Source organism: Pseudomonas sp. Je.1.5.c (assembly GCF_051129895.1).
In the GTDB taxonomy this organism is placed as follows: Bacteria; Pseudomonadota; Gammaproteobacteria; order Pseudomonadales; family Pseudomonadaceae; genus Aquipseudomonas; species Aquipseudomonas urmiensis.
The window spans coordinates 37,538-62,843 of sequence record NZ_JBCPSP010000022.1; the positions used below are offsets into that span (position 1 = coordinate 37,538).

The 25,306-nt window shown below is 63.6% G+C and carries 21 protein-coding genes; 4 read left to right on the plus strand and 17 right to left on the minus strand.

What is annotated here, in order from left to right:
• Nucleotides 1-25 precede the first annotated feature (25 nt).
• Complete coding sequence (locus tag AAZU54_RS16550) at nt 26-2,260, plus strand: putative bifunctional diguanylate cyclase/phosphodiesterase (RefSeq protein WP_186554571.1); 2,235 nt, start codon at nt 26-28, stop codon at nt 2,258-2,260.
• Between the two features lie 19 nt (nt 2,261-2,279).
• Here AAZU54_RS16550 and AAZU54_RS16555 read toward each other — a convergent pair whose 3' ends face one another.
• The 15 genes from AAZU54_RS16555 to AAZU54_RS16625 form a co-directional block, all read right to left on the minus strand.
• On the minus strand, nt 2,280-3,071 hold the full coding sequence (locus AAZU54_RS16555) for a ChbG/HpnK family deacetylase (RefSeq protein WP_186554570.1): 792 nt from the start codon (nt 3,069-3,071) through the stop codon (nt 2,280-2,282).
• Entirely contained in the window at nt 3,043-4,212 is a 1,170-nt protein-coding gene (locus AAZU54_RS16560) for a GNAT family N-acetyltransferase (RefSeq protein WP_405129080.1), read from the minus strand. The genes AAZU54_RS16555 and AAZU54_RS16560 overlap by 29 nt, the downstream gene beginning before the upstream one ends.
• 4 nt (nt 4,213-4,216) lie before the next feature.
• A complete protein-coding gene (locus AAZU54_RS16565) occupies nt 4,217-4,906 on the minus strand; it encodes an N-acetyltransferase (RefSeq protein WP_186554568.1) in 690 nt (229 codons plus the stop codon).
• A gap of 106 nt (nt 4,907-5,012) precedes the next feature.
• Entirely contained in the window at nt 5,013-6,317 is a 1,305-nt protein-coding gene (locus AAZU54_RS16570) for a lipopolysaccharide biosynthesis protein (protein ID WP_186554567.1), read from the minus strand.
• Entirely contained in the window at nt 6,314-7,324 is a 1,011-nt protein-coding gene (locus AAZU54_RS16575) for a polysaccharide deacetylase family protein (RefSeq protein ID WP_264233047.1), read from the minus strand. Before AAZU54_RS16575 ends, AAZU54_RS16570 begins: the two co-directional genes overlap by 4 nt.
• Nucleotides 7,325-7,333: 9 nt before the next feature.
• On the minus strand, nt 7,334-8,470 hold the full coding sequence (locus AAZU54_RS16580; protein ID WP_405129082.1) for a glycosyltransferase family 2 protein: 1,137 nt from the start codon (nt 8,468-8,470) through the stop codon (nt 7,334-7,336).
• Nucleotides 8,463-9,428, minus strand: a complete 966-nt coding sequence (locus AAZU54_RS16585; RefSeq protein WP_186554564.1) for a glycosyltransferase family 2 protein — start codon at nt 9,426-9,428, stop codon at nt 8,463-8,465. The genes AAZU54_RS16580 and AAZU54_RS16585 overlap by 8 nt, the downstream gene beginning before the upstream one ends.
• On the minus strand, nt 9,425-10,795 hold the full coding sequence (locus AAZU54_RS16590; RefSeq protein WP_405129083.1) for an O-antigen ligase family protein: 1,371 nt from the start codon (nt 10,793-10,795) through the stop codon (nt 9,425-9,427). Before AAZU54_RS16590 ends, AAZU54_RS16585 begins: the two co-directional genes overlap by 4 nt.
• Nucleotides 10,792-11,874 carry a glycosyltransferase family 4 protein gene (locus tag AAZU54_RS16595; protein WP_434727411.1) on the minus strand — a complete coding sequence of 361 codons (1,083 nt, stop codon included), beginning with the start codon at nt 11,872-11,874 and terminating at the stop codon, nt 10,792-10,794. Before AAZU54_RS16595 ends, AAZU54_RS16590 begins: the two co-directional genes overlap by 4 nt.
• Nucleotides 11,871-13,445 carry a GumC family protein gene (locus AAZU54_RS16600; protein WP_186554562.1) on the minus strand — a complete coding sequence of 525 codons (1,575 nt, stop codon included), beginning with the start codon at nt 13,443-13,445 and terminating at the stop codon, nt 11,871-11,873. Before AAZU54_RS16600 ends, AAZU54_RS16595 begins: the two co-directional genes overlap by 4 nt.
• Nucleotides 13,446-13,459: 14 nt before the next feature.
• Entirely contained in the window at nt 13,460-14,479 is a 1,020-nt protein-coding gene (locus AAZU54_RS16605) for a polysaccharide biosynthesis/export family protein (RefSeq protein WP_186554561.1), read from the minus strand.
• A 19-nt stretch (nt 14,480-14,498) separates the two neighbouring features.
• Nucleotides 14,499-15,146: a CpsD/CapB family tyrosine-protein kinase gene (locus AAZU54_RS16610; protein WP_186554560.1), complete on the minus strand. Its 648-nt coding sequence runs from the start codon at nt 15,144-15,146 to the stop codon at nt 14,499-14,501.
• A gap of 1 nt (nt 15,147) precedes the next feature.
• Nucleotides 15,148-15,894 carry a sugar transferase gene (locus AAZU54_RS16615; RefSeq protein ID WP_312155706.1) on the minus strand — a complete coding sequence of 249 codons (747 nt, stop codon included), beginning with the start codon at nt 15,892-15,894 and terminating at the stop codon, nt 15,148-15,150.
• Nucleotides 15,891-16,955, minus strand: coding sequence for an NAD-dependent epimerase (locus AAZU54_RS16620; protein WP_264233040.1), 1,065 nt, complete (start codon nt 16,953-16,955; stop codon nt 15,891-15,893). Before AAZU54_RS16620 ends, AAZU54_RS16615 begins: the two co-directional genes overlap by 4 nt.
• On the minus strand, nt 16,952-18,304 hold the full coding sequence (locus AAZU54_RS16625; protein WP_434727412.1) for a UDP-glucose dehydrogenase family protein: 1,353 nt from the start codon (nt 18,302-18,304) through the stop codon (nt 16,952-16,954). Before AAZU54_RS16625 ends, AAZU54_RS16620 begins: the two co-directional genes overlap by 4 nt.
• Before the next feature lie 390 nt (nt 18,305-18,694).
• Between AAZU54_RS16625 and AAZU54_RS16630 the strand changes: the two genes are divergently transcribed.
• A complete protein-coding gene (locus AAZU54_RS16630) occupies nt 18,695-20,392 on the plus strand; it encodes a sulfatase-like hydrolase/transferase (RefSeq protein ID WP_434727413.1) in 1,698 nt (565 codons plus the stop codon).
• 17 nt (nt 20,393-20,409) lie between these two features.
• Here AAZU54_RS16630 and AAZU54_RS16635 read toward each other — a convergent pair whose 3' ends face one another.
• Nucleotides 20,410-21,345 (minus strand): LysR substrate-binding domain-containing protein, encoded by a 936-nt coding sequence (locus AAZU54_RS16635; protein WP_186554555.1) that lies wholly within the window; start codon nt 21,343-21,345, stop codon nt 20,410-20,412.
• Between the two features lie 146 nt (nt 21,346-21,491).
• On the opposite strand from AAZU54_RS16635, the gene AAZU54_RS16640 reads away from it, so the two are divergent.
• Nucleotides 21,492-22,868 carry an L-serine ammonia-lyase gene (locus AAZU54_RS16640; RefSeq protein ID WP_186554554.1) on the plus strand — a complete coding sequence of 459 codons (1,377 nt, stop codon included), beginning with the start codon at nt 21,492-21,494 and terminating at the stop codon, nt 22,866-22,868.
• A gap of 178 nt (nt 22,869-23,046) precedes the next feature.
• Complete coding sequence (locus AAZU54_RS16645) at nt 23,047-24,354, plus strand: serine/threonine transporter (protein ID WP_312154910.1); 1,308 nt, start codon at nt 23,047-23,049, stop codon at nt 24,352-24,354.
• A 71-nt stretch (nt 24,355-24,425) separates the two neighbouring features.
• On the opposite strand, the gene AAZU54_RS16650 is transcribed toward AAZU54_RS16645, so the two are convergent.
• Nucleotides 24,426-25,103 carry a DUF3313 domain-containing protein gene (locus tag AAZU54_RS16650; protein ID WP_186554552.1) on the minus strand — a complete coding sequence of 226 codons (678 nt, stop codon included), beginning with the start codon at nt 25,101-25,103 and terminating at the stop codon, nt 24,426-24,428.
• Nucleotides 25,104-25,306 lie beyond the last annotated feature (203 nt).

Genomic DNA, 25,306 nt, shown 5'->3' on the forward strand with positions numbered 1-25,306 from the left:
TCAATCGTCCTCCGATCGCGGGCCCATGAGAACCGTCCACCCTTCCCCTGATGACCCGCCAGCCGCCGCGGGCTCGCTGCGTCGCAGCGCCAACCGCCTGCTGCCAGTGGGTTTTGCCGTGATTGGCATCAGCTTGTCGCTGGTGCTTGGCCGGCTGGACGTGCAACGCGAGCAGAGCGAGCAGGTCGCCACCATTGCTGCACATTTGTCTGGGGTACGGGCCGCCTTGGAGGCGCAACTGCGCGCAGCCTTCGGCGAAACCGAGGGCATTGCCCAACTGATTGCCGCCGATGGCCATATCAGTGCCGAGCACTTCCATGGCATGGCGCGTGAAGCGTTGGCTTCGGTGCCGTACATGCGCCATGTGTCGCTGGCGCCGGACGATGTGATCAGCGATGTCTATCCGCTCAAGGACAACCAGGCCATCATTGGCCTGGACTACCGGCGTCTGCCGGAGCAGTTCCCGCTGTTGCAATCGGCGCGCGAGCAGATGCAGCCGGTGCTTGCCGGGCCGGTGAAGCTCTATCAGGGCGGCCAGGCGCTGATTTATCGGCGCCCGGTGTTCATCAATGGCAAGCGCGGGGTGAAGTTCTATTGGGGCAACGTCTCGACCGTGGCCGACATCGATCGGCTGCTGGCCGCCGCCGGGCTTGGGCCGGAGCTTGAGATCGACGTGGCCGTGCGTGGCGCCAATGGCCAAGGCGGCGAAGGCGGGTTGATCTGGGGCGATGCACGGCTGTTCGAAGACCCGCTGCTCAGCCAGACGGTGGAAGTGCCAGGTGGTCGCTGGCAGCTGGTCGCCGCCCCGCGTGCCGGCTGGCCGGTGCTGGGCTTGTTCGCGTCGCCCTTGTTTTTGTTCGCCTTGAGTTGCACCGGGCTGTTCAGCGTGTTCGTCGCCCAGCTCAATCGCAATCACCGTTTGCTCAAGCAGCGCAACCGCGAACTGCGCCAGTCACAGGCTCAGCTGGAGCGCCTGGCCCACTACGACACCATCACTGGGCTGCCTAATCGCGTGCTGTTCCAGCAGCAGTTGGCCGCTGCCATCCTCAAGGGCAATGGCCTGGCGGTGTTGATGCTGGATATCGACGGCTTCAAGCAGGTCAATGACAGCCTCGGCCACCCCATGGGCGATCTGCTTTTGCAACAAGCCACCGCGCGCTTTTTGCAAGAGCTCGACAGCGCCGACCGCGTATGCCGACTCGGCGGCGATGAGTTCGTGTTCATGCTCCAAGGTAGCCAGGGCCAGGTCAGTCATCAGGTACGGGCGATCTTGCGTTGCCTGCAACGGCCGTTCGACCTCAACGGCAATGCCGCGCTGGTCACCGGCAGCATCGGTTTGGCCTGGTGTCCGCAGCATGGCGAGAGTGTCGACAGCCTGCTGCGCCATGCCGACACGGCCATGTACGTGGCCAAGGAGAGCGGCCGCAATGCCTGGCGCCCGTATCACCCCGAGATGACCGCGCGCCTGCAGCAGCGGCTGGAGTTGGAACGCAACCTGCGCCGGGCCCTGCAGGACAACGAATTCGAGCTGTGGTACCAGCCCAAGGTGGATTTGTTCAGTGGTCAGCTGGAGGGGGTCGAGGCGCTGTTGCGCTGGCGTGACCCCGAGCATGGGCTGGTGTCGCCGGCCGAGTTCATCCCGTTGGCCGAACGCACCGGTTTGATCATCCCGCTAGGTGAGTTGGTGCTGGATCTGGCCTGCGCGCAGTTGGCCAGCTGGCGCGCCGCAGACTGTTTGCCTGGGCCATTGGCGATCAACGTCGCGGCCTTGCAGATCGAGCGCAGCGACTATGTCACCAGCCTCGCTACGGCGCTGGCACGTTACGACTTGCCGGCGCAACTGCTGGAGGTGGAGATCACCGAAAGCTTGCTGATGGAAAGCCAGCAGCAGGCCTGCGCGGTGCTGGCCCAGCTGCAAGCCATGGGCGTGGCCACCGCGGTGGACGACTTCGGGACCGGCTACTCGTCGCTGGCCTATCTGCGCTCGCTGCCGATCGATCACCTGAAGATCGACCGCGCCTTCATCAAGGACCTGCCTGGCGACGACGATGCCGTCGCCGTTGCCCGCGCGATCATCGACCTGGGCCATGCGCTGGGCTTTCGGATCACCGCCGAAGGCATCGAAACCCAGGAGCAGTACGATTTTCTGCGCAATGCCGGATGCAATCAGGGCCAAGGCTACCTGATGGCCCGGCCGATGCCTGCGCAGGCGTTGCAGGCATGGCTGGTGCAACATGAGCAGCGGCGGCCGGCGCGCTGAGATCGCTGCTCGACGCCTATCAAGTCTGCGCAGCGAGTGCCGAAGGCTGAGCAGCCAGGCAGGTGTAGCCAACCCGAGGAAGCCCCGCCAGCCGCTGGTCAATCAGGCTCTTGAGCGACTCGCCGGTGGCCAGGTAGGCATCACCAAAGTCATGCCCGCCCAGTGCGCTGGGATGGGCGACGATTTCCAGTACGCCCTGTTTGGGCGCCAGGCCCGCTTTCAAGTCCAGCGGCGTGCACACGTAGTCTGCCGTCGCCCCGCTGAGTTGGCGCAAGCGCCGATTGAGCAGCGCCTTGAAAGTTTTCTTCAAGGGGCCGATGTTCTGCCCCAGGTTGCGCGCCAAGCGCACTGGCACCCCTTGTTTGCGAGCGAAGCGTGCGACGATCTCGCCGATCGGCCAGATGTTGTGCACATGCTGATGCGAGTCCAGGTGGCTGGGCATCACCCCATGTTCCAGGCAGCGGTTCCACTGGGCTTCGAGCTCCTGCTCGACTGCCAGCCGCTCACGCCGCGTCAGGCGCAGGGTGCGGCGCTTGAGCTTGAGCTCGAACTCGCCGTGCGGCGCGCAAAAACGCGCTTCGGCCAAGATGGCCTGGCTTAACGGCCGGCCGTAGGTCAGGTTGAAATGCAAGCCAATCCGTCCTTTGAGCGCCGGCTGCTGGGCCAGGACGCAGGCTGCGGCAAACGCCGGCATGTTGGCCATGGCCGTCGCCGAACTGATCAAGCCGGCCTGGAAGGCATGCAAGATCACCGCGTTGGTATGGGCACTGAGGCCGAAATCGTCAGCGTTGACTATGACCTGAGATGGCATTCGGACTCTCCTGTGGGGGATTGGGGGTGGCCGTGACCTGGGGGCTGGCGGCGCGCTTGCGCAGGCGCGGCTTGAGCCACTGCCAGCAGCGCAGCGCCAGCCCCAGGGCGATGCCGTCCAGGCGCCAGCTGTAGCAGCTCAGGCGCCACTGGTCGACCTGCTCGGTCTGGCGTTCGTGCAGCTGGTGGCTGGAGTTTTCCAGGCTGACGCGGGAGGCGTCGACCCACTGCCAGCCGTCGTCCAGGCCCCAGTGGATAAACTCTTCGAGCAGCACCCGGCCACTGCCCAGGTCGCGATAGGCAGGCTCGAAGGCCAGGTTGTAGTCGTACACCCGGCCCCGTTCGAGCAGGCCCAGGCGGTAACTGATGCAGCGGCCGTCGAGCTCCAGCAGGACCAGGCACACCAGGCCTTCACCCGCCAGGGCGGTAAAGGCCTGGTACATCCACTGGCGGCGCTGCTCGCCGGAGAAGATGCCGACTTCATCGTCACCTTTCCAGCTGGCCGCTTCGACAGCGCTGATGGCATCGAGCAGCTGGCCGATGTTGTCCTGAGTGGCGATGACGCGCCGCACTTGCGCGCCACAGGCGGCGATGCGTTTGCGCGCGCGGCGCAGTTTATAGCGCGGATCGCCGCTGACTTCCTGGCGATCGGCGTCGCTGATGCGATGCACCGGCACGCTGCAGGTCAGGCGCCGTTCGAAGGTCGAGCTGCGGCTGGCCCAGCGCCGCAGCCAGTTGTCACCGGCCGCGCCGTCGGGCACTTCGCTCAATTGCAGCAGGGCATGTGGCAGCTGGTTGCGAATGGCGCGCAGGACTTTGCCAGCCGCATTGCCCGGCAGGTCGATCAACAGGGCGATGCGGTCACTCAGTGGGTAGCCCAGGTGGCGTACCACCGCCAAGGAGATGGGGCCGAATGCTTCGCGCTGGCGCACCAGCGGCAGGCACAGGCAGAGCTGGCCGTTCTTGTAGCCAAGCAGCACTTGCAGCAATTGCCCAGGTTGCAGGGCGGCCTCGGCGGCACGTAGCCAGCCCAGGTGGTTGAAAGGGGTGCTGCCGGCCAGGCGCTGGCGCAGCGCCTCGTAGTCGGCAGCGGGGAAGTCGGGGGTGCGCAGCGAGGCGCACCAGCTCAGGCGCAAGCCCATGGCTTCACGACGCCGTGGCCGAGACGGTTTCCCGCTCAGGTTTGCGCAGTGGCTCAAGGCGTGACTCGGTGTAGCGGGTTTCGCGGAAGAACTTCCAGCGACCAAACAGGCAATACACGTTCATGATTCGTCCTTGCTCCTTGTAGCCGGTACGCAAATGCAGCTTCAGCGCAGGGATGTTGTCGCTTTCGCACACATCCACCACCTTGGTGCAGCCTTGCGCGGCCATGGCTTTCCAGATTTCCAACTGGATATCCAGGGACAAGCGCGTGCCCCAGTATTTGCGGATCAGCTCGCCACCGAACTCGAAGAATTCGCCCGCTTGCACCGGGAACCAGCACCCGTAGAAGTGGCGGTCGTGGTAGTGCCGGCTGCTGCCCCAGATGAACGCACAGGTGTGGTTGTCATCGTCAAGGAACATCAGCCCGGTGTGGCCCTCGGCGGCCAGCTCGCGCATGACTTCCACGCGATCGCCGAAATGCTTGGCAAAGGCCTGGACATTGTTCACCGTGATCCGCTCCACCCGCAGCGGCGTGTACGCTTTAAGCCGGTGGGGAGGGACGGGGCTGACCAGGTCACGCTCCATCCACAGCAACTCCCAATGATAGAAGACGAATCGCTTGAACGCGGCTCGCAGTGTGTTGCGCAATCCTTTGCGCTGGATGCGCTCCCGGATTTTGCTCAATGCACGCATGGTGCCTCCTGTTTGTGGCAGGTCGAGATGCGTCGGTTGACGCGTTCCAGCTCAGGGCGACCTCCTACTGCCCTGGCGCTTGGAGGTGGAGTGAGAGAAGAGAGATTCATGCCGGCCTCCGTTGCAGCATCTGGCGCAGCGGGGCGAAGTCGCTGGGTAGAACGATCAAGGTCTGCCCCAGCGCTACGCCACTGAGCCGGCAATACAGCACCAGCATGGCCACGGTCACCGCCAGGTAGGCGATCGAGGAGGCCATGGCGGCGCCGACGATGCCCCAGGTGGGAATCAGGATCAGGTTGAGCACCAGGTTCAGCGCGGCGCCTGCGCCCATCATCAGAGACACCGTGCCGGGGCGATTCTTGCCCAGCAGGTCCAGGCGCAGGATGCTCGCGTAGCACAGCCCAAGCAGGCCTGGCAGCAGCGCCAGCAGGGCCGGGTAGGCGGGTTGGTACTCGGCGCCGAACAGGGTCACGATCAGCCATTGGCCAATCAGCGCCATGCCCAGGCAGGCCCCGAGCATGACCGTGGCGGTCAGGCGCAGGGCCAATGGGGTGATCTTGTCCATGCCGGCATCTTGTTGCAGCAGGCGCTTCATCAGCGGCGTGGTGACCGCTTCGGGGATGATCAGCAGCAGTTCGGCGGCGGCGCTGGCCATGGCGTAGTGTCCCAGCGCGGTACTGCCCAGAATCGCGCCGATGAACAGGTAGTCCGAGCGCAGGATCAGTTGCTGGAACAACAGGTCCGGATGGCTTTTGGCGCTGTAGTTCAAGAGCTCGCGCTGGCCGCTGCGGTCCCAGCGCAGGTGCAGGGGGTGTTGCCGCCGTAGCCACCACAGGCCCAGTACCAGCACCAGGGCGATACCGCCCAGCCAGCTGATCAGCGCCGCTTCCAGGGCGTGCTCCTGCCACATCCAGTACAGCCCGACGAACAGCAGCAGCGGCGCCAGTGATTCGCTCAGGCGCAGGGCATTGAAGGCGCCGACGCCGCCGCTGGCGTTGTGCAGGGTCAGCAGGCCGCTCTTGAGCACGGTCATGGGCACTGCCAGCAGCAACAGCCAGGCGAGCACGCCCAGCTGCAGGGTGATCTCCAGCTCAGCACCGAACTCGCGCACAAGCACGACACACACCAGCGTCAGCAACCCGGCCAGCAGGCAGCCATAGATCAGCACCTGGGTCAGCAGCAGGCCCATATCGCGTTGCTTGGCCGCCTGGTAGCCGACGGCACTGTTGAGCCCGCCGCTGGTGGCGGCGCTGATCAGGTCGGGCAGGGTGCTGAGCAGGGCGAACAAACCGCGCTCGCTGGGGCCGAGGATGCGCGCCAGCAACACGTTGCGCGCCAGGCGCAGGGCGATCATGGCAAGTTTGGTGCCCATGCTCAGCAGCAGATGGCGCAGGTAGCTGTTGCGGTTCATGAGCGGCTCCCGCGGCTGATGCGCCAAGCCAGCAGCGAAGGCCGGCTGGCATTGCGTTGGCTGACGCCGATACGGGGCAACGCCAACGGGTCGTCATAGCCTTGGCAAATCCCGGCGCGGGTGCTCAGGGCATAGGGGTAGCGGTGCGCGGCGACCCGCGCACGAACCCGCTCGTCGTGGTCGCCGTTGGGGTAGCAGTACACCGGCAGCGGTTGTTGGCAGCCTTGGTTGAGGGCGGCGTGACTGCGCTGCAGTTCTTCGTCCAGACGGCGGTCGTCCAGGTACGGCAGCAGCGCATGGCTGGCGCCATGGGGGCCGAAGCGCACCAGGCCTGAGTCTTCCAGTTCGCGCACCTGCTGCCAGTCCATGGCCTGGGCCAGGGACTCTGGCGGGCAGGCGTCGGTGAGCAACTGCAAGGCCTGATGATTGAGGCTCTTGAGGCCTTGCAGATACTGCGCCAGCGCGTGGCTGCGCGCTTTGGGCCGGTCGTTCATGAAGTAGGCCGCAGGCAGCGGCCGCCCGAGCTTGCGCAAGCGCTCGATCAGTTGCCGGCGCGGCTCTTCGCCATGGCTGCCCCACAGGGTTTCGCCGACGCTTTCCCACCAGAAACGCTGGCGGCTGCCGATGAAATCGGTGGAGAGGAAGATGCTCGCCGGTATGTGATGTTTGCGCAGCAAGGGAAAGGCGTTCAGGGCGTTGTCGCGCCAGCCGTCGTCGAAGGTCAGGGCAACCTTGGGCCGGCCGCTGCCGCGAGTGCCTTGGTGGTCTTTGAGCAGGTCCATCAGGCTGACGCAGTCAAAGTGCCGCGGCAGCCAGCGCAGCAGGCCCTCGAAGGCCTTGGGGCCGACGCACAGTTCATTGCGATGGGGCAGCGCGGCGCTGGCGTCGTCGGCCAGCACCCGGTGCAGCATGAGTATCACCCCGGCACCGCGCAGCTGGCTGCGGCCCTTGGGAGAGTTGAGGTAGAGCCAACCGCTGGCACGCTTGATACTGGTCTTGATCGGCATGTCAGGCACTCATCGAGTCTGGTCGGGGTTCCATTGGTTGTAGCTGTGCCCGCGCAAGAACTGCCACAGGCCCACGCTCATCCCCGCCAAGGTCACCAGGACGAATGCGGCCAGGCGAAACGGCTTGGGCAGGCGATGACGCACATCCAACAGGCCCGCCACGGCAATCGCGTAGCAGAGCAACTGGGCGACCAGCGTCAGACGGTAGAAAACGTGCTCGTCGAGCAGGAAAAAGTTGGCCAGCAACAGCGGCAGCAGCAGTACCGGCGCCAGCCGGCGAATCAGCTTGTGGCTGATCAGGGCGATGGCGTACAGGCCATGGCGCAGTGGGTTGAGCAGCTCGCGGCGTGCGGCCAGGCTGATCAGGCCGCCGACCGTGACCCGCTGGCGGCGGCTGAATTGCCGATGCGCTTCGTCCACGCCAATGTCCAGCACCTTGGCCTGGTCGACGTACACCACGCGCTTGCCGGCCACCGGTGCGCAGGTATTGATGTAGAAGTCGTCGTTGACCCGTGGCGGGATCGGTTGGTAATACTCGCGGCGTACCGCTTGCAGCGCGCCATCGGCCGAAACCGTGCAGCCGGTGCGGTTCTCCACCCGGCGCAGCCAGGCTTCGTAGTGGCGATACAGGCTTTCCCCCAGGCTCAGGCCTTTACCGGCGACGGGGATGACCATGTTGCCGACGCTGGCGCCCACGGCTGGGTCGGCAAACGGTGCCAGCAGGGCGCTGAGGGTGCCATCGAGCCAGTGCACATCGGCATCGGTGAACACCAGGATATCGCCGCTGCAGTGTTCGACGGCGGCGTTGAGCACGCTGTTCTTGCCTTGGCGTGGCAGGTCCAGCACGTGAATTCGTGGGTCATCGAAGCTGCGTGCCAGGGCCACGGTGCGATCGCTGGAGCCATCGCTGGCAACGATGATCTGCAGGTCGGCGGCTGGGCAGTTCTGCGCGAGCAGGTTGCGCAGTTTGTCTTCGATATGCCGCTCCTCGTTGTGTGCGGCCACCACCACACTGACCTGTTGCCGGGGCAACGGCCCTGGCCGATGGCGGGCGAATAACGGCCCGACCAGGGTCAGCAGCAGCGGGTAGCCGAGCCAGGCATAAAAGGGCAGTAGCAGGCAGAGCCAGAAGATTGATTCAGCCACGTGCGGGCCTCCTTGCATTCCAGTTGAACAGGCTGAGTACACAGGCCGCGCCGGCCAGGTGCAGGCGCACCCAGTGCAGGCCCCATAGCTGCAGGACAAACAGTGGATCGCGGTGTTTCAGGCTCTGGCGCAGGCTCAAGACCAGGGCGGGCAGGGCGCCGACCAGCGCTAGCAGCAAGGCTGCGCGAGCATTGCCGGCCACTAGCAGCGCCAGGGCAAGTGCATCGAACAGCCAGATCGCCAGCGACAGTAGCGGGAAACGTAGCAAGCGCAGGCTCAGGCCGTTGCTTCGCAGCAGTTGCAGGTGGCTGCCCTGGCGCCACAGCTCCTTGCCCAGCCACTCCGCCCAACTGCCTTCGAAGCCCCAGTGCAGCACCACCGGTTGGCGCAGCACACGCAGGCGCGCGCCAGCTTGATGCAGGCGCAAGGTGAAGTCTTTGTCTTCGCCCGTGCGCAGCCGTTCGTCAAAACCGCCGACCCGGTCGAACCACTGGCGCTGCATCAACAGGTTGGGGGTCGGCAGCCAGCTGCTGTCTTGCAGGGTCTGCCCGGCGCGCAAGGTGCGGCGCTGCCAGGCGTAGGCGAACCACGGCGCCTGGCGTGGGGTGTCGCAATCCAGGGCGAACACATCGCCCTCGCCACGGCGCTGCAGGTCGAGCAAGCGGCTGAGCCAATCGCTGGGCACCTCGATGTCGGCGTCGAGAAACGCCAACCATTGCCCGTTGCTAGCGCGGGCGCCGTAGTTGCGCAGGGCGCCGATGGCCATTTTCGGCAAGCTCAGCACCCGCGCACCGAAGCTTGCGGCAATAGCAGGGCCGGCGTCGCTGGAGCCGTTGTCGACCACCAGCACTTCACAATCGAGCCCGGCATTGGCCGCCGCCAGCTGCACCGCCTGCAAGGTCCGGGCAATATGCCGGGCCTCGTTGAACATGGGAATGACGATGCTGATCAGGCTCATGCCGCCCCCTGCAATGCCCGGGCCTGGGCCGCTTCACGCCAGACCACGCTGGACAGCGCCAGCATCAGCCACAGGTACTTGAGGCTCGGTGAACTGAGGAACATCAGGAACAGCGCAATGGCCAGCATGCTGATGGTCAGGTGGGTCATCATGTCGGCTTTGTCGTGCTCGCCGATCGCCGCCCAGGCCGCGCGCGCCCGCCAGAAGTTGCGCAAGGCCAGGGCGATCATGCCAACGAACAGCAACCCAGCCGGCAGGCCGATTTCGCTGAAGATTTCCAGGTAGGTGTTGTGCGCGCGGCGATACAGGTCGGTGGCGACGCTGTTGACCGGGGCAAAGGCCTTGGAGAAGCCGGTGTCGGCGTAATGCAGTGGGAAGGTGCCTGGGCCGGCACCGAGGACCGGGTTGTCGCTGATCATCTGCTTGCCCACCACCAGGTAGGTGGCGCGCCGGCCGAGTGACTCGTCCTTGTGCGCATTGACCCCGGACTTGAGCATCGCCAGCGACGCGATACGATCGACATAGCTGGCCGGCACTACCGCAGCGGCCAACGGCAGGATGATGGCGATGCCCAGCATGGCGAAGCCCAGGTGGCGCGGGCGAATGTGGCTGAGCTGTTCACGGTAGTTGTAGAGCAGGATGCCCGAGCTGATCAGCAGCACCACCAGCCCTGAGCGTGAGTCGGTCTTGGTCATGCCGGCCAGCAGCAACAGGCAGCAGCCGATCCAGAACAGCTTGATCGGCAGCTGGCGGCTCTTCAAGGCCAGCCACAAGCCCATCGGCATGGCCACGGTAATCATCATGGCGAACAGGTTGGCGTCGAGCATGGCGGTGGCGCGGCCGCCTTCCTGGTACTTGGTCGAGAACAGGCCGAACAGGCACATCACGCAGACGCTGAGGGTAATTACCCGGGCCAGCCAAGGCAGGTTCAGGTCGCGGCCGATGAGCAAGGTGAGAACGAACACCACCAGGCCAACGATCAGGTCGCGCAGGTGGTTCAGCGACAAGCTGAGGTTGTCGCTGGTCCACAGGCTCAGCAGATAGAAGGTCAGGAACAGCGCCAGCAGCCGCCAGTGCGAGCTGCGCAGGCGCGCACCTTGCAACTGGCCGACCGCCAGTTGCAGGGTGAGGATCAGGGCCAGGCCAATCCCCACCAGTTTGGCGCCGGAGACCAGGCCATCTTTGAGCAAGCCTTCCAGCGGCACCAGGGTGACGATCGCCAGCAAGCCCAAGGCCGGCCGCCGGTACAAGACCAGCGCACCGGCAAGGCCGAGCACCGCGCCAGGCGCCAGGTAGGGGTAGGGGCTGGCCAGCAAGCCCAGGCACACCATGGCGACCAGGCCGACCAGCGACAGTGGAATGATCATGCGACGACCTCCTGTGCCGCGCCCCGGTAAACCTGGGCCCAGCGTTGTGCCAGGGTGGGAAGGTGGTAGCGTTCACGTTGGGTCTGGCGGGCGCGGGCGACCAGCTCGGCAGCCTGCGCCGGGTCTTCGAGCAAGGCCAGCAGCTGCTGGCCCAGCTCATCGACGGCCAATGGCCGGGCCAACAGGCCATTGCGCCCATGTTCGATGACGTCAGGGATGCCGCCGACGCCGAAGGCCACCACTGGGACGCCATCCTGCATGGCTTCGAGCAGGATCATCGGCGTGCCTTCGGTGCGCGAGCTGATCACCAGCGCATCCAGGCGGGCCATCCAGCTGCGCATATCGCGCTGAAAGCCTGGCAGGGTGATGCGCTCGGTGAGCCCGGCGGCATCGATGCGCGCTTGCAGTTCAGCGCGTTCAGGGCCTTCGCCGAGCATTACCCCACGCACCTGCCGGTGGCGTTGGCACAGCGGGATCAAGGCGTCGAGGAACAGGTCCGGGCCTTTTTCGCGGCTCAAGCGTCCCACATAGCCGGCCAGCCACGTCCCGCTCGCCGGTATCCGTTCAGGCAGGGCAGCGGCTTGCGGCAGGCCATTGGGAATCACCTGCAGGCGGCTCGCCGGTACCCCCGCATCGCGCAAAATACGCGCGATGCTTTCGGCCACGCAGACCACCCGCTCAACGTTGGGCATGCGGCACAGTTGCAGGCTCAGCCAGGTATACAGGCGTTGCTTGCGGCTGCTGGGGGTAAAGCCGTGCTGGGTGATCACCAGCGGCAAGCGCCACACGCTGGCACCCAGCCAACCGAACACCAGGCCTTTGAAGTTGTGCGTATTGATCAACGGCCGTTGCTCGCGCAACAGCCGCAGCAGCGCTGGCAGGCTGTCGCACGACTGGCACTGAACCCCTGCCTCGCGGAACCGGGTAACCAGCTCCGCCGGGGCATCGAGGAACACCACGCGATGGTCGCCCGAGGTCGCCTGGCAGTGGTCCAGCAGCATGCGCTCAGCACCATAGAAGCCGCCGCTGCTGAGCAGGTGCACGATCGGCCGGCCGGCGGCGGGCACGGCGGCGTTCAATTGCGCACCCAGTGCACCAGCCGCGGCAGCGACCAGGTCTTGTGCGGGTTGGGCAGGGCCGGGGCGTGGTCGTTGATTACCAGCAGTACTGGCAGGCCCAGCTCTTGACCGATTTGCGCAGGGTGTTTGAAGCGATGGTCGAAGAACTCCTTGACGTAGACCACGGCAATCGCCAGAAGCAAGCCGCAGAGCAAGCCGAACGGAATGATCAGGCCAGGTTTGGGGAAGGCCGCCGCGGTTGGCTCGTAAGGTGCGCTGAGGATCCTGGCGTTGGACTGGCTACCGTCGAGCAGGCCCTGGCCACGGCTTTCTTCATAACGCTGGGCGTAGGTCGAGAAGGCCTTGTGCAGGGCATCGATTTCGGTGTCCAGCTGGCGGGTCTTGCTCTGGGTTTCGCGCAGTTGCAGGATGCGCGCCTTGTAGTCGGCGATGCGCTGGGTCTTCTGGTCGATCACTTGCTGGGTGACGGAAAGATCCTGTTGGCGCTCACGGATGCGGTTCTCGACGATCTTGAGGAACTGCCCGCGCAGCTGGGCGATCTGCTCACGTGCCAGCAGCATGGGTTCGGAGCCCGGTTGGAACACCGTCCGGTCGGCGTTGTAGCGCGCCAGTTGGGTGGTCAGCTGCTCGCCCAGTTGCTTGATCTCGCGGTCTTCGAACGCCACGTTCTCCAGGGTGGTGGTGAAGGTGTAGGGGAAGGCGTAGTCGGCAATTCTTGCCTTGCTGGCGGCAGCCAGGTGGGTTTGCAGGTATTCGAGCCATTTCTGGTTCTGCAACTGGCGGTCGCGCTGCACGTTCAGCGCCTGCTCTTCGGTGTTGATCGCGTTCAGGCGGAAAGTGATCTCCTCTTTCGGGTCAGACGAGCTGATCGCAGTCAGCAGGCCCATCCGTTGCCCTTCCAGGTCACCCAGGCGGGCTTGGTAGTGGAGTTTTTTCTGCTCGTAGAAGCTTTGTGGCAGCTCGTTGGACTGCAGGTCCTGGCGGTTTTTCAGGAAGTTGTCCAGCAACTGGCTGACGAACAGGGTGCCGACCTTGGGATCATCGGCGCTGTAGGTCACCGAGATGACGTTCGAACCTGGCAGGGTCTCGACGGTGAGTGCCTTGACCGCTTGGTCGGTGAGGGCGTCCAGCTCGGTGTCGCGCTGTACTGCGGGCTCACTGCCCAACAGGCTTTTCAGCGGATTGAGCACCTGCTCGCGCAGCGGCGTGAACACATGACGCTGCAAGACGCCGGGCTCGGTCTTGAACTGGCCGTCCTTGCGCAGCTGGTCGATGGTCTGGCGAATCAGGGTCGGCGAGCGCAGGATGTTGCTCTCGGTTTCCATGTCGGCCAGGGTCGGTGGAATGAAGCGGTCGGCTTCCTGGGTCAGCGCCGAACTGGTGTCGCTCTGTGAGAGTTTCTTCGACTGCACGATGACCTCAGCGGTGATGTCGTAGCTCTGCTTGAGCACGAACGGCAGCACCAGGGCGATCACCGCAAACACCAGGAACACCCGCTTGGCCAACTGCTTATTGGCGAAAAAGATGCGGAAGAACTCATGCACATAGTTTTCTTTGGGTTGCGTCGTCATGGTCCGATCCCCGGTCAGTTGTTGTCGTCTTTGTTGTCGACGCGATAGCTGAAGCTGAAGCCGAAGCCCTGGAACAGCACGACGTCAGCCAATTGCCGGGACAGCTCGCCGGCACTGGCCAGCTTGCTCTTGGGCACATAGAGCATGTCTTCGGGCTGCAGGTAGGCGATCTTCTGGCTGCCACCGGAGAGGGCCTGGTCGACGTCGTAGTTGTAGGCATGCACGGTGTTGCCGTTACGGCGCATGATCACCACCGAGCCGAGCTTGGCCTTGAGGGTCGGGCCGCGGGCCAGGGTCAGTGCTTCGAGCACCGATACCGGCCGGCGGATCTGGAAGGCACCCGGCTGGCCGACTTCACCCAGGACATAGATCTCGTTGGCAGCGGTTGACTTGAGCAGCACGTCGACCGTCATCCGGCCCGGCAGGCTGGCGTAGCGCTCGTTGAGGTAGTCGCGCAGTTGGTTGACGGTCATGCCTTGCAGCGGCACCGAACCAATTTCCGGGAAGGTCGCGCGGCCGTCGGTACCGACCGTGATGTCGCGGCTCATGCCGGTGCCAGGGTGGGTCAGGGTGTTCTTCAGGGTGACCTCATTGGTCATCGGGCTGATCACCCGCAACGTCACCTGGTCGCGGTTGTTCTGGAACACGCGCTTGTTGCGGTAGGCCTCGCGGATGGCGTTTTCAGCTTCGCCCGGGGTCATCCCTTCGACCTTGACCGTCGAGTTGGTGCTGGGCAGGGTAATGGTGCCGTCTGGTTGCACCAGCTGGCTGCCGTTGAGGCCGCTGGCGGCCATGAAGTTGAGGTCGATGCTGTCGCCCGACTGGATGCGATAGGCGCCGGCGCTGGTGCCGCTGATGTGGAAGATCACTTCCAACACGTCTTGCGGGCGCAGCACCTGCTCGCGCCGCGCCACCTCGGTGGCCTGGCTGTCTTCGGGCGCAGCGGTGAGGATCTGCACCGGCATCTCGCGGTTATCCTGGCTGGCGCAACCGGTCAGGACCAGCAGGCACAGGGCAATGGATGGGTATCTCATGGGTCTCTCCTGTACCGGCCTAGAGGTTGTTGTACAGCCACTTGGGCATGTAGTACTTGCGCTTGTTGAACACGCTGCCGATCAGGCGCGCGCCGGCCTGGGTCAGGCGCTGGGCGGCGGCCTGGGCGACTTCCTTGCGGGTCTCCTCGGCGCACACCACCAGGATCACGCCATCGACCAGGGTGCCGATCACCAGGCTGTCGGCGCTGGCATAGATCGCTTCGCCGTCGATCACCACGAAGCGGTACTGGCCGCCGAGCTGGTGCAGCAGCACGCGCAGGCGCTCAGGATCGAGCGCGGCGCGCCCGCGCTTCCAGGTGCCCCCGGGGAGGATGTCGAACAGTTGATCGGACAGGCGCACGATGCAGTCCTGGGCCAGTGGCGGGGTGTCTTGGTCGAACAACAGGTCGGTGTACCCGCGCAGCTTGCCCAGACCCAGTTGCTGACTGAGGCCACCGGTGCTGTTGCTGCTGTCGATCAGCAGCACGGCGCCGGCGCTCATTAGCGCCAGTTGGCTGGCGAACGCCAGCGCGCTGGTACTGGTACCGCTGCCGGTGTTGGCCGCGGTCAGCAGCAAGGTGCGCTGCTCCAGGTCAAGAACGGTGGCGGTCAGGTTGGTCTCGCTCGGGGTGGCGATACTCAGGCTTCTCGAAGTGGAACCGTCCATCTCAACTTGCTCCGTGGCCAGTGAACACTTTGAACGGGGTCTTGAAGAGGATCTTCAGATCCAGCATCAGGCTCTGTTCGTTGATGTAGCTAAGGTCGAGCTCTACGCGTTGGTCAAAATCGATGTTGCTGCGCCCGGAGATCTGCCACAGGCCGGTCATGCCGGGGTAGATCGACAGCCGCGCGAGGTGGTTGTCCTTGTAGCGGTAGGCGTTGAAGGAGGTGGGGCGGGGGCCGACTAGGCGCATGTCGCCGGTGACCACGTTGATCAGGTTGGGCAGCTCGTCCAGGCTGCTGCGGCGCAGCCAGCTGCCCACCGAGGTGATGCGCGGATCCTTGTCGATCTTGAAGTCGATGGCGTCGGCGCCGTGCTTGTTCAGGTGGCGCACCGAGTCCTTGAGCGCTTCGGCATTGGCGACCATGGTGCGGAACTTGAACATGCCGAACAGGCGGCCGCGGTAGCCGGTGCGTTTTTGCACGAAAAATACCGGGCCTGGGCTTGAGGTCTTGATCAGTATTGCCAGCACCAGGAACATCGGCGACAGCAACAGCAGCAGAACCACCGCCGCGATGCCGGACAACACCCGGTTGGTGCGTGACAAGGTCCACGGGCGCCCGCCCACCCGGCCGGTGATCCAACCGCGACCTTGCATGTGGATGGCCGCATCGATACGTTGCCGATGCGCCGGATCCATCCGTTTATCCTGGTATAGCGCCTGTAGTTGCGCGCTTTTAGGTTGTCCTGTCATACCGCCCTCCGTTGATCGGACTGCTCGCCAGCACGGTTGGCCTCCAAGGCGGTGTGCGAGTAGTACTCTTGAAACCAGGCGACGAACCGCCTGAGCCCTTCATCCAGGGAAATACGTGGGGTAAAGCCGGTCACCTGAGCCAAGGCGCTGGCGTCGGCGCAGGTGGCCAGCACGTCGCCCGGTTGCAGTGGCAGCAGCTCGATCACGGCGTTGCGCTGCAGGTGGCGCTCCAGCAGGGCCAGGTAGTCGAGCAGTTCCACCGGGCGTTGCCCGCCGATGTTGAACAGCCGCCACGGCGCTTGACTGCTGGCCGGATCAGGTTCCAGGGCGTTCCAGTCCGAATTGCCTGCCGGGGGGTGGGGCATCAGCCGCACCAGGCTCTCGACGATGTCGTCGATGTAGGTGAAATCGCGTTGGTGGCGGCCGTGGTTGAACAGCTGGATGGGCCGGCCTTCGCTGATCGCCTTGGCAAACTGCATCGGCGACATGTCCGGGCGGCCCCAGGGGCCATACACGGTAAAGAAGCGCAGGCCGCTACAAGCAATGCCGAACAGGTGGCTGTAGCTGTGGGCCATCGCCTCGTTGGCTTTTTTCGTAGCCGCGTACAGCGACAGCGGATGATCGACCGCGTCCTGGACCCGATAAGGCGTGCGCTGGTTGGCGCCGTACACCGAACTGGACGAGGCGTACAGCAGGTGGCGCACCGGATGACGGCGGCAACCCTCGAGGATATTGAGAAAGCCTGCCAGGTTGCTGTCGACATAAGCCTGAGGGTTTTGCAGCGAGTAGCGCACCCCGGCTTGAGCAGCCAAGTGGATGACCACCTCGGGGCGTTCGATGGCAAACAGTCGGGCGACGCCGTCGCGGTCGACCAGATCCAGGCGATGCACCTCAAAGTCGTCGGCTTGCTCACGTACCCAACGCAGCCGAGCGTGTTTGAGCGCCGGATCGTAGTAGTCGTTGAAGTTGTCCAGGCCCACCACCTCATGGCCATCGCGCAGCAACCGCAGGCAGGTGTGGGCACCGATGAAGCCGGCCGCGCCGGTTACCAACACCTTCATGACGCACTCACTTGTGCGTTGACCTGACGCAGACCGATGCCACTGTAGTGCAGGCCGTGGGCTGCCACGTGCTCGGGGTTGTACAGGTTGCGCCCGTCGATGATCAGCCGCTCACGCAGTTTGCTGGCGAGCAGGGCGAAGTCGACCACGCGAAAGTTCTTCCACTCGGTGCAGATCACCAGGGCGTCAGCGTCCTGCAGGGTGTCGTCGCGGGTGGCGCACAGTTGCAGGTCATCGCGGTAGCCGTACAGGCGCCGGCATTCATCCATGGCTTCTGGGTCGTAAGCGCGCACCGTGGCGCCCTCGGCCCACAGCGCTTCCATCAGATAGCGGCTCGGCGCTTCGCGCATGTCGTCGGTGTTAGGTTTGAACGCCAGCCCCCAGACCGCAATAGACTTGCCGGCCAGCTGGCCTTGCAGGCGTTGCTGGAGTTTGGCGAACAGAATCTGCCGCTGCCGATCGTTGACGTCGTGCACGCTTTGCAGCAGGCGCAGTGGCATCCCGCTGTGTTCTGCGGTGTGCAGCAGGGCCTTGATGTCCTTGGGGAAGCACGAGCCACCAAAGCCACAGCCGGGATAGATGAAGTGGTAGCCGATACGCGGGTCGGAGCCGATGCCCTTGCGCACCGCTTCGATGTCGGCGCCCAGGTGCTCGCTGAGGTTGGCCAGCTCGTTCATGAAGCTGATGCGCGTGGCGAGCATGGCGTTGGCGGCATACTTGGTCAGCTCGGCGCTGCGGTTATCCATGAACATGAGCTTTTCATGGTTGCGGCAAAACGGTGCGTAGAGCTCGGCCAGTTGGTCATGCGCAAGCGCGTCGCGGGTGCCGACGATGATCCGGTCGGGGCGCATGCAGTCGGCCAGGGCGCTGCCTTCCTTGAGAAACTCGGGGTTGGACACCACGCGCACCTGCAAGTGGTCTTTACCCAGACGCTGCAGTTCGGCGCGGGCCAGGGCCAAGACCTGGTCGGCGGTGCCTACCGGCACGGTGGACTTGACGATCAAGGTCCGGTCGGCGTCCATCAGTTCGGTGATTTGGCGGGTGACGTTGAGCACATGGCTGAGGTCGGCGGAGCCGTCTTCGTCGGGCGGGGTGCCAACGGCGATGAAGATCAGCTCGGCGTGGCTGACCGCGTCGCTGGCCTGGGTGCTGAACAGCAGGCGGCCTTCCTTGATGTTGTCCTCGAGCAGCTCCGAAAGACCTGGCTCGCTGATCGGCGGCACGCCTTGGCGCAGTTGGTTGATCTTGTGGGTGTCCAAATCCACGCACAACACGCGATGGCCGACATCCGCCAAAGCCGCTGCTTGAACCAGACCGACATAACCGGTGCCAAAAACGCTCACGTCCATGCGCGGTGCCTCGTATGGATGGGGGGTAAGTAAGGTGGATGAAACAGGGTGTGAGTTCGGTATAGCTCAGCTGTGGGGAATTGCGTCAAAGCAATGGCATGTTTCGTCAGATTTACACGCGCTAGCTGAACGGGCCATTGGCCACCAACCCTTTGCCAATCCGAGGCTTAGCGCTCAAAGCTACTGGCAATTGGCCGGTCAACAAGCCGATGAACGGTCTAAGCCCCCGAAATTTGGGAAGTTTGAGTAATAGAGAGGGTCGGGTGAGAGGGCGTGAAGACGCCAAATTCTGGCGTTGTGATATCGTCGGAAAATTGACTTTTGCGACTTGTGATTTGTTTCAGGGCTGCTACGGTTTGGGTAGATTTCCATGAATGGAGGGGCCAAATCATGCGCGGGTGGATCAAGTTGCTGTTGGTGCTTATCTATCTTGGCTCCTTTCATGCCTATTACCTGGAGCGCATAGATGCCTTGGGCCTAGGCCTGCCGCTGGTACTTTTCCTGGGCGTATTCGCAGTATTGGTAGTGGCTTTGCTGCTGGCCGCCTGGATACGATCGGCCTGGCTGCGCTGGCCGCTGGCACTGGCGCTGGCGGTCAGTGCGGTGTTCTTCGACGCCTATACCCGCATTACTGACTCGTACATGACCTATAGCGCATTCGTCTCTATGGTGTATGCCGGCGGTTTTGTCGGCGAAGCGCTGCAGCAATACCACTACGCAATTACCTTGGCGTTGGCCAAATCGCTGTTGCTGCTCCTGGGTGTCGGCCTGCGCCCAGGCCCGGCGCCGCGCCTGCCGCAGTGGTTGCCGATTGCCGCGCCAGTACTGGCCTTGCTGCTGCTGATCAGCGTGCTGTTCGTGCGCGCTGGCGAAGGTGCGCGCGGGCTGCCGGTGATGTACACGCCGCTGGCCTACGTGAGCCTGCTCACTTATGAAACGCTGAGCGACAATGTCGGCCCGCGCGAACCCGTAAGCCTGGCACGCAGCGGTGCACCGCTGGCGCGAGACATCGTGCTGGTGATCGACGAAAGCATTTCTGGCAACTACCTGGACGTCAATGCGGCGGGCGGGGTGACCAGCCATCTGGCCCAGTTGCAACCCAAGGCAGACATCTTCAATTACGGATATGCCGCATCCATTGCCAATTGTAGTGCTGATACCAACATCACGTTGCGCTATGGCGGCACCCGCGAGGATTACCTGCGGATCAATTCGACCCTGCCTTCGATCTGGCAGTACGCCAAGCAAGCCGGGCTACGCACGGTGTACATCGACGGCCAGCGCACTGCGGGTAATCTGCAGAACCTGATGACCGCCACTGAGAAGCAGGATATCGACCAGTTCATTCAGTTTGATGACACGCCCGTGTTACAGCGTGACATGGCAGCGGTAGCCAAGCTTAGCGCATTGCTCAACGATGGCCAGGCGCAGTTGATCGTGATCAACAAGGTGGGTGCGCACTTTCCGGTGCACGACAAGTACCCGGATGAGTTCATGAAGTATCAGCCGGCGCTGCCGCGTGGACGCTTTGCCGACGTGGCCGACTCAGGCACGCGTGAAGGCTTCGATGGACGTAGCGAGGATTGGGTGCTGTATCGCAACTCCTATAAAAACAGCGTGCTGTGGAGCGTTGGCGAGTTCTTCCGCCGCTTGTTCGCCGAAGCCGACTTGAGCCAGGCGGTGGTGATCTACACCTCCGACCATGGCCAGGACCTGCACGAGCGCGGCAACCCAGGGCTCAATACCCATTGCGACAGTGATCCGGTGCCTGAGGAAGGTTTGGTGCCACTGGTGATCATCCAAGGCAAGGGCCTCAAGACCCTCGACTGGCAGGCGCACCTGGAGCAGAACCGCAACGCTTCGAGCCACTACAACATCTTCCCGACCTTGCTGCGTTTGATGGGCTATGACAGCGCGGGGGTAGGGCAGGTGTATGGGCGCGCCCTGGATGTACCGACTGAGGATCCATTCACGTTCAACGTACGGTTCAACGCTCGGTTGGGTGCGCAGCCGGATTTCCGCCATATCGACCTGGGCCAGATCGTCACGCCGGTGGTGGTCGAGAAGGGCACTGTGGCGGCGCAGTGAGTACTGCATTCGCCTGATCAAGCCAACGGATGGAGTGCCCGGAACCCCTGGGCCTCCTCAACCAACCAGTCATGCACCGCCCGCGCGCCCGGCTGGCTCAGACCGCCTGGTGGGTAGTGCAGCACGTAGCGTTTATGATTGGCCACCGGCACCCCGAACGGCACGATCAACGCCCCGCGTTCCAATTCGTCGTTGAGCAGCGTGCGCCGCGCGATGGCCACGCCAACCCCGGCAATCGCCGCCTCGATGGTCAGGTGGTTGCGGTTGAAGGTGTGCCCGCGCCTCACATCCAGCCCAGCGGCGCCGATGCCCTCTAGATAGAACTCCCATTCGGCATACTCCGAGCTGCCGCGCCAGGCGGTAATGTCGTGCAGCAACGGATAGTGCATCAGGTCAGTCGGCCCGTGCAGCGGCGGGCGACCGCGCAGCAGCGCCGGGGAGCAGACCGGGAAGATCTGCTCATCCAGTAGCGGCGTGGAGAGCATGCCTGGATAGCTGCCGTCGTTGAGGTCAATGGCCAGGTCGAAATCATCCGGATGCAGCGCTTGGTTGCTGTCTTCAGCGACAAGCCGCAACTCGATGTCCGGGTAGCGTTGCTGGAAACGCGGCAAGCGCGGCGTCAGCCATTTGGCAAGAAACGAGGGGATCGAACGCAGGCGCAAGGTGCCGCGGATCTCGCCGGCATCCAGGCGCAGTAACTCCGCCTCGATGCTGCCATAGGCCTCGGCCACCGTTTGTGCCAGGCGCTGGCCTTCGGCAGACAGCTCCACTCCGCGCGCCCGACGCAGAAACAGCCGGTAGCCCAGGCGCTCTTCGAGCTGGCGCATTTGCTGGCTGACGGCACCAGGAGTGATGTGCAGCTCCTCGGCGCAGCGAGTGAACGACAGGTGCCGCGCGGCACACGCGAACACATGCAGCCAGACATACATCTGGCCATTAAGTTGCCGCCTCATTGTTTAGTCCTGCTAAAGGCTTGCTTAGAAACTTTCGTTGGTCATTATCAGTTGAGAGCGGCAGTATCGCCCAACTTGGCAATACCGTTCAATTTTTCCAGAGAGCCGTTGGCCGGTGCAGTAGGCCGCCACGGTCAGGCATTAGCATGGCTATCAGTGTTTTCGACCTTTTCAAGATTGGCATCGGCCCCTCCAGCTCCCATACCGTGGGGCCCATGCGGGCGGCAGCGACCTTCGCCCAGGCCTTGCGTGAGCGTGGTCTGCTGGCCCAGGTGCAACGGGTCGAGGTGCGCCTGTATGGCTCGCTGTCTGCCACTGGCGTGGGGCACGCCACCGACCGTGCCTGCCTGCTGGGGCTGATGGGGCAGTGGCCAGATCGGATCGATCCGCACAGTATCGAGCCACGCATCGATCAGTTGATGCAGGAGCAGTGCCTGATGCTCGATGGCCGCCAGCCGATTGCCTTCAACTACGCTCGCGACATGCTGCTGCTGGATGAAAACCTGCCGTATCACCCCAACGCCATGACCCTTGAGGCACAAGGCGAGCAGGGCCTGGTACTGAGTCAGACCTACTACTCGGTGGGCGGCGGCTTCATCGTCGAACAAGACGAAATCGATGCCCCGCAAAGCAGCGCCGAGCAGATCAGCCTGCCGTATGAATTTTCCAGCGCCGCCGAACTGCTTGCACTGTGCAAGGCGCATGGGCTGAGTGTCAGCCAACTGATGATGGCCAACGAGTGTGCCTGGCGGCCTGAAAGCGAAACCCGCCAAGGCCTGCTGTCGATTTGGGCGGCGATGCGCGAATGCGTCGACAACGGTTTGCGTAATGAGGGCATCTTGCCGGGAGGTCTCAAGGTCAAGCGCCGCGCCGCGCGCTTGCATCGCAGCTTGCAAGAGATCGGCAAGCCCAACGTGATCGGCTCGACCTTGAGCGCCATGGAGTGGGTCAACCTGTTCGCCCTGGCGGTCAATGAAGAAAACGCGGCCGGCGGGCGCATGGTCACCGCGCCAACCAACGGTGCTGCGGGGATCATCCCGGCGGTGCTGCATTACTACATGAAGTTCAACCCGGGCGCATGCGATGACGATGTCGTCGCCTTCCTGCTGGCGGCTGCGGCGGTGGGTATCTTGTGCAAGAAAAACGCCTCCATCTCAGGAGCCGAAGTGGGCTGTCAGGGTGAGGTGGGTTCGGCCTGTTCGATGGCCGCGGCAGGTCTTGCCGAAGTGCTTGGGGCAACCCCCCCGCAGTTGGAAAATGCCGCTGAAATTGCCTTGGAACATAACCTTGGCCTGACCTGTGATCCGGTTGGCGGCTTGGTCCAGGTGCCCTGCATCGAGCGTAATGCGATTGCCGCAGTCAAGGCGATCAATGCCGTGCAGATGGCCTTGCGCGGTGATGGCGAACACTTCATTTCCCTCGACCGGGTGATTCGTACCATGCGTGACACCGGCGCCGACATGCACGCCAACTACAAGGAAACCTCCCGCGGCGGCCTGGCCGTCGCCTTCGTCGAGTGCTGATCTGCGCAGCGTTTGCTGTGCAAGCGTGCTTGCGCTGCGATTGAGGCTCAAGGGTCAACCTTGCTGCCTGTTCTGACGGCTCGCAGCCCAGGCCCGCTTGCACAGCAAGCGCGGCGCAACGCCTCTATTGCAACACCTGCTGTACCAGCAACAAAAACAACTACAAAGGCGATATCTGATGACCGATGTACAAAGCACCACGACTGTTCGTGCGGATTCGGCTGCCCCGGCTTCTGCCGTCGGCTCGACCACCTGGAACCGCCACGACACCACCTGGGCCTTGGGCCTGTATGGCACGGCGATCGGCGCGGGCACCTTGTTCCTGCCGATCAACGCCGGAGTGGGCGGTTTCTGGCCGCTGCTGATCCTGGCGCTACTGGCGTTTCCGATGACCTTCTATGCGCATCGGGCGCTGACGCGCTTCGTCCTGTCAGGGCGCAAGGGCGGCAACGAAGACATCACCGAAGTGGTCGAGGAGCACTTTGGCACCGGTGCTGGCAAGCTGATCACCGCGTTGTATTTTTTGGCCATCTTCCCGATCCTGCTGGTCTACAGCGTCGCCCTGACCAACACCTTGACCAGCTTCCTTGAGCATCAGCTGCACGTCCCTGCGCCACCGCGGGCAGTGCTGTCGCTGTTGTTGATCTGCGGGTTGATGATCGTGGTGCGCTGCGGTCAGCAGATCATCGTCAAGGCCATGAGCGTGCTGGTGTATCCGTTCGTGGCGTCGCTGTTGCTGCTCGCCCTGAGCTTGATCCCGAACTGGAACGGTGCCTTTCTGGCCCAAGCCAACGAGGGTATCAGCGCATCGAAGCTGCTCTTGACCCTGTGGCTGGCGATTCCGGTGATGGTGTTCTCGTTCAACCACTCGCCGATCATCTCGGCGTTCGCTGTCGATCAGAAGCACCGTTACGGCGCAGCTGCCGATCGCAAGAGTGGCCGTACCCTGGCCACTGCACACCTGATGATGGTACTGACGGTGATGTTCTTCTGCTTCAGTTGCGTGCTGGCGTTGAGCCCGGCCGACCTGGCTGCGGCCAAGGAGCAGAACATTTCCGTGCTGTCGTACCTGGCCAACCACTTCCAGACGCCGGTGATTGCCTTCGTGGCGCCGCTAATTGCCCTGGTGGCGATCACCAAGTCGTTCCTGGGCCACTACATCGGTGCCAGCGAGGGCTTCCAGGGGATGATCGTCAAGAGCCTGCGCGGGCAGGGCAAGGCCTGGCCGGCCAAGCGTCTGGAGCGGATCACGGCCGTGTTCATGGTGCTGGCTTGCTGGATCGTGGCGACGCTCAATCCGAGCATCCTGGGGCTGATCGAGAGCATGGGCGGGCCTGTGATTGCCTGCTTGCTGTTCCTCATGCCGATGTATGCCGTGCGCCGGGTGCCGTCGCTGCGCAAATACTCGGGCACGTTGTCGAACGTGTTCGTGACCTTGGTGGGGCTGATTACCCTGTCGGCGATCTTCTATAGCTTTATCGCCTGATCACAGGCCTTGGGGCTGCATAGCAGCCCCAAGGCCTGCAATAACCGCCCTGAGCAATGGCGCTCAGCTGTTCAACGGGCCTTCTGTTTGAGCGCAACGAAGCTCTTGCGCATGTCGCTCGCCCAGCCATCGAGCACCGGCTTGACGTCTTCCAGGGTCAATTGCTGGGTGTCGTTCTCCAACTCCTTGCCACTGCCCTTGCGCACCACCTGCGCGAGCACCTTCTGATTAGCCCCATCCAGGAAGGCCGCCTCCACGGCGATATCCACGGCCTGATCACGCCCACCAGCGGCCGTGTTCACCGCCGCGGCGACCAGCGCGATCGGGATCACTTCATAAGGCTTCAGGCCCTCGGTATGGGTCGATACCGCGGTGATGGCCGGGCGCACCACGATAGTCCCTGGCCCAGGTGCCTTGGCCAAGGTCATCACGCTGCCCAGTTCTCGGCGCATGGCGTCGTTGAAGTAGCGGGTGATGGCTTGCAGCGTTTGCGTCGAGATCACCGATGTCGCTTGCGGCTTGGGATAGAACTGGCTCGGCTCGATGAAAACCTGGTTGTAATCGCGGGCTTTGATGTTGGGGTCAATCCAGCGCATCACCGGCTGGCCGGAAATGCTTTCGGCAGGCTGGAGGCGACTGTAATCGTTGAGAAACCCTGAGTACTGGCTAGGATCGACACGGTTGCTCGAGCATGCCGCCAGGGCTAGCAGGGCGGCGCACAGCAGGGTGGCGCGGGGCAGTGATTTCATGATGTAGGGCATCCATTGAGGGGACGGCCAGAACAACGCTAGCAGGTGCTTGGCGCTTGGCCAGCTTTAGCCTGGGCAGTCATAAAAATGGCGGCTGTGTTTCGCTGATCAGCGTGTGCCGCTGCCGATTGTCGGCATTTTGACTTTTCTCCTTGGCGGCGAGCGACAGTCGTACTACATATCAAAGGTGGCATTTTGCCTCG

Bases quoted from the DNA above. Each gene is read 5' to 3' on its own strand.
- AAZU54_RS16550 (WP_186554571.1), top strand. From the start codon at position 26: ATGAGAACCGTCCACCCTTCCCCTGATGACCCGCCAGCCGCCGCGGGC.
- AAZU54_RS16555 (WP_186554570.1), bottom strand. From the start codon at position 3,071: ATGCCATCTCAGGTCATAGTCAACGCTGACGATTTCGGCCTCAGTGCC.
- AAZU54_RS16560 (WP_405129080.1), bottom strand. From the start codon at position 4,212: ATGGGCTTGCGCCTGAGCTGGTGCGCCTCGCTGCGCACCCCCGACTTC.
- AAZU54_RS16565 (WP_186554568.1), bottom strand. From the start codon at position 4,906: ATGCGTGCATTGAGCAAAATCCGGGAGCGCATCCAGCGCAAAGGATTG.
- AAZU54_RS16570 (WP_186554567.1), bottom strand. From the start codon at position 6,317: ATGAACCGCAACAGCTACCTGCGCCATCTGCTGCTGAGCATGGGCACC.
- AAZU54_RS16575 (WP_264233047.1), bottom strand. From the start codon at position 7,324: ATGCCGATCAAGACCAGTATCAAGCGTGCCAGCGGTTGGCTCTACCTC.
- AAZU54_RS16585 (WP_186554564.1), bottom strand. From the start codon at position 9,428: ATGAGCCTGATCAGCATCGTCATTCCCATGTTCAACGAGGCCCGGCAT.
- AAZU54_RS16590 (WP_405129083.1), bottom strand. From the start codon at position 10,795: ATGATCATTCCACTGTCGCTGGTCGGCCTGGTCGCCATGGTGTGCCTG.
- AAZU54_RS16600 (WP_186554562.1), bottom strand. From the start codon at position 13,445: ATGACGACGCAACCCAAAGAAAACTATGTGCATGAGTTCTTCCGCATC.
- AAZU54_RS16605 (WP_186554561.1), bottom strand. From the start codon at position 14,479: ATGAGATACCCATCCATTGCCCTGTGCCTGCTGGTCCTGACCGGTTGC.
- AAZU54_RS16610 (WP_186554560.1), bottom strand. From the start codon at position 15,146: ATGGACGGTTCCACTTCGAGAAGCCTGAGTATCGCCACCCCGAGCGAG.
- AAZU54_RS16615 (WP_312155706.1), bottom strand. From the start codon at position 15,894: ATGACAGGACAACCTAAAAGCGCGCAACTACAGGCGCTATACCAGGAT.
- AAZU54_RS16620 (WP_264233040.1), bottom strand. From the start codon at position 16,955: ATGAAGGTGTTGGTAACCGGCGCGGCCGGCTTCATCGGTGCCCACACC.
- AAZU54_RS16625 (WP_434727412.1), bottom strand. From the start codon at position 18,304: ATGGACGTGAGCGTTTTTGGCACCGGTTATGTCGGTCTGGTTCAAGCA.
- AAZU54_RS16630 (WP_434727413.1), top strand. From the start codon at position 18,695: ATGCGCGGGTGGATCAAGTTGCTGTTGGTGCTTATCTATCTTGGCTCC.
- AAZU54_RS16635 (WP_186554555.1), bottom strand. From the start codon at position 21,345: ATGAGGCGGCAACTTAATGGCCAGATGTATGTCTGGCTGCATGTGTTC.
- AAZU54_RS16640 (WP_186554554.1), top strand. From the start codon at position 21,492: ATGGCTATCAGTGTTTTCGACCTTTTCAAGATTGGCATCGGCCCCTCC.
- AAZU54_RS16645 (WP_312154910.1), top strand. From the start codon at position 23,047: ATGACCGATGTACAAAGCACCACGACTGTTCGTGCGGATTCGGCTGCC.
- AAZU54_RS16650 (WP_186554552.1), bottom strand. From the start codon at position 25,103: ATGAAATCACTGCCCCGCGCCACCCTGCTGTGCGCCGCCCTGCTAGCC.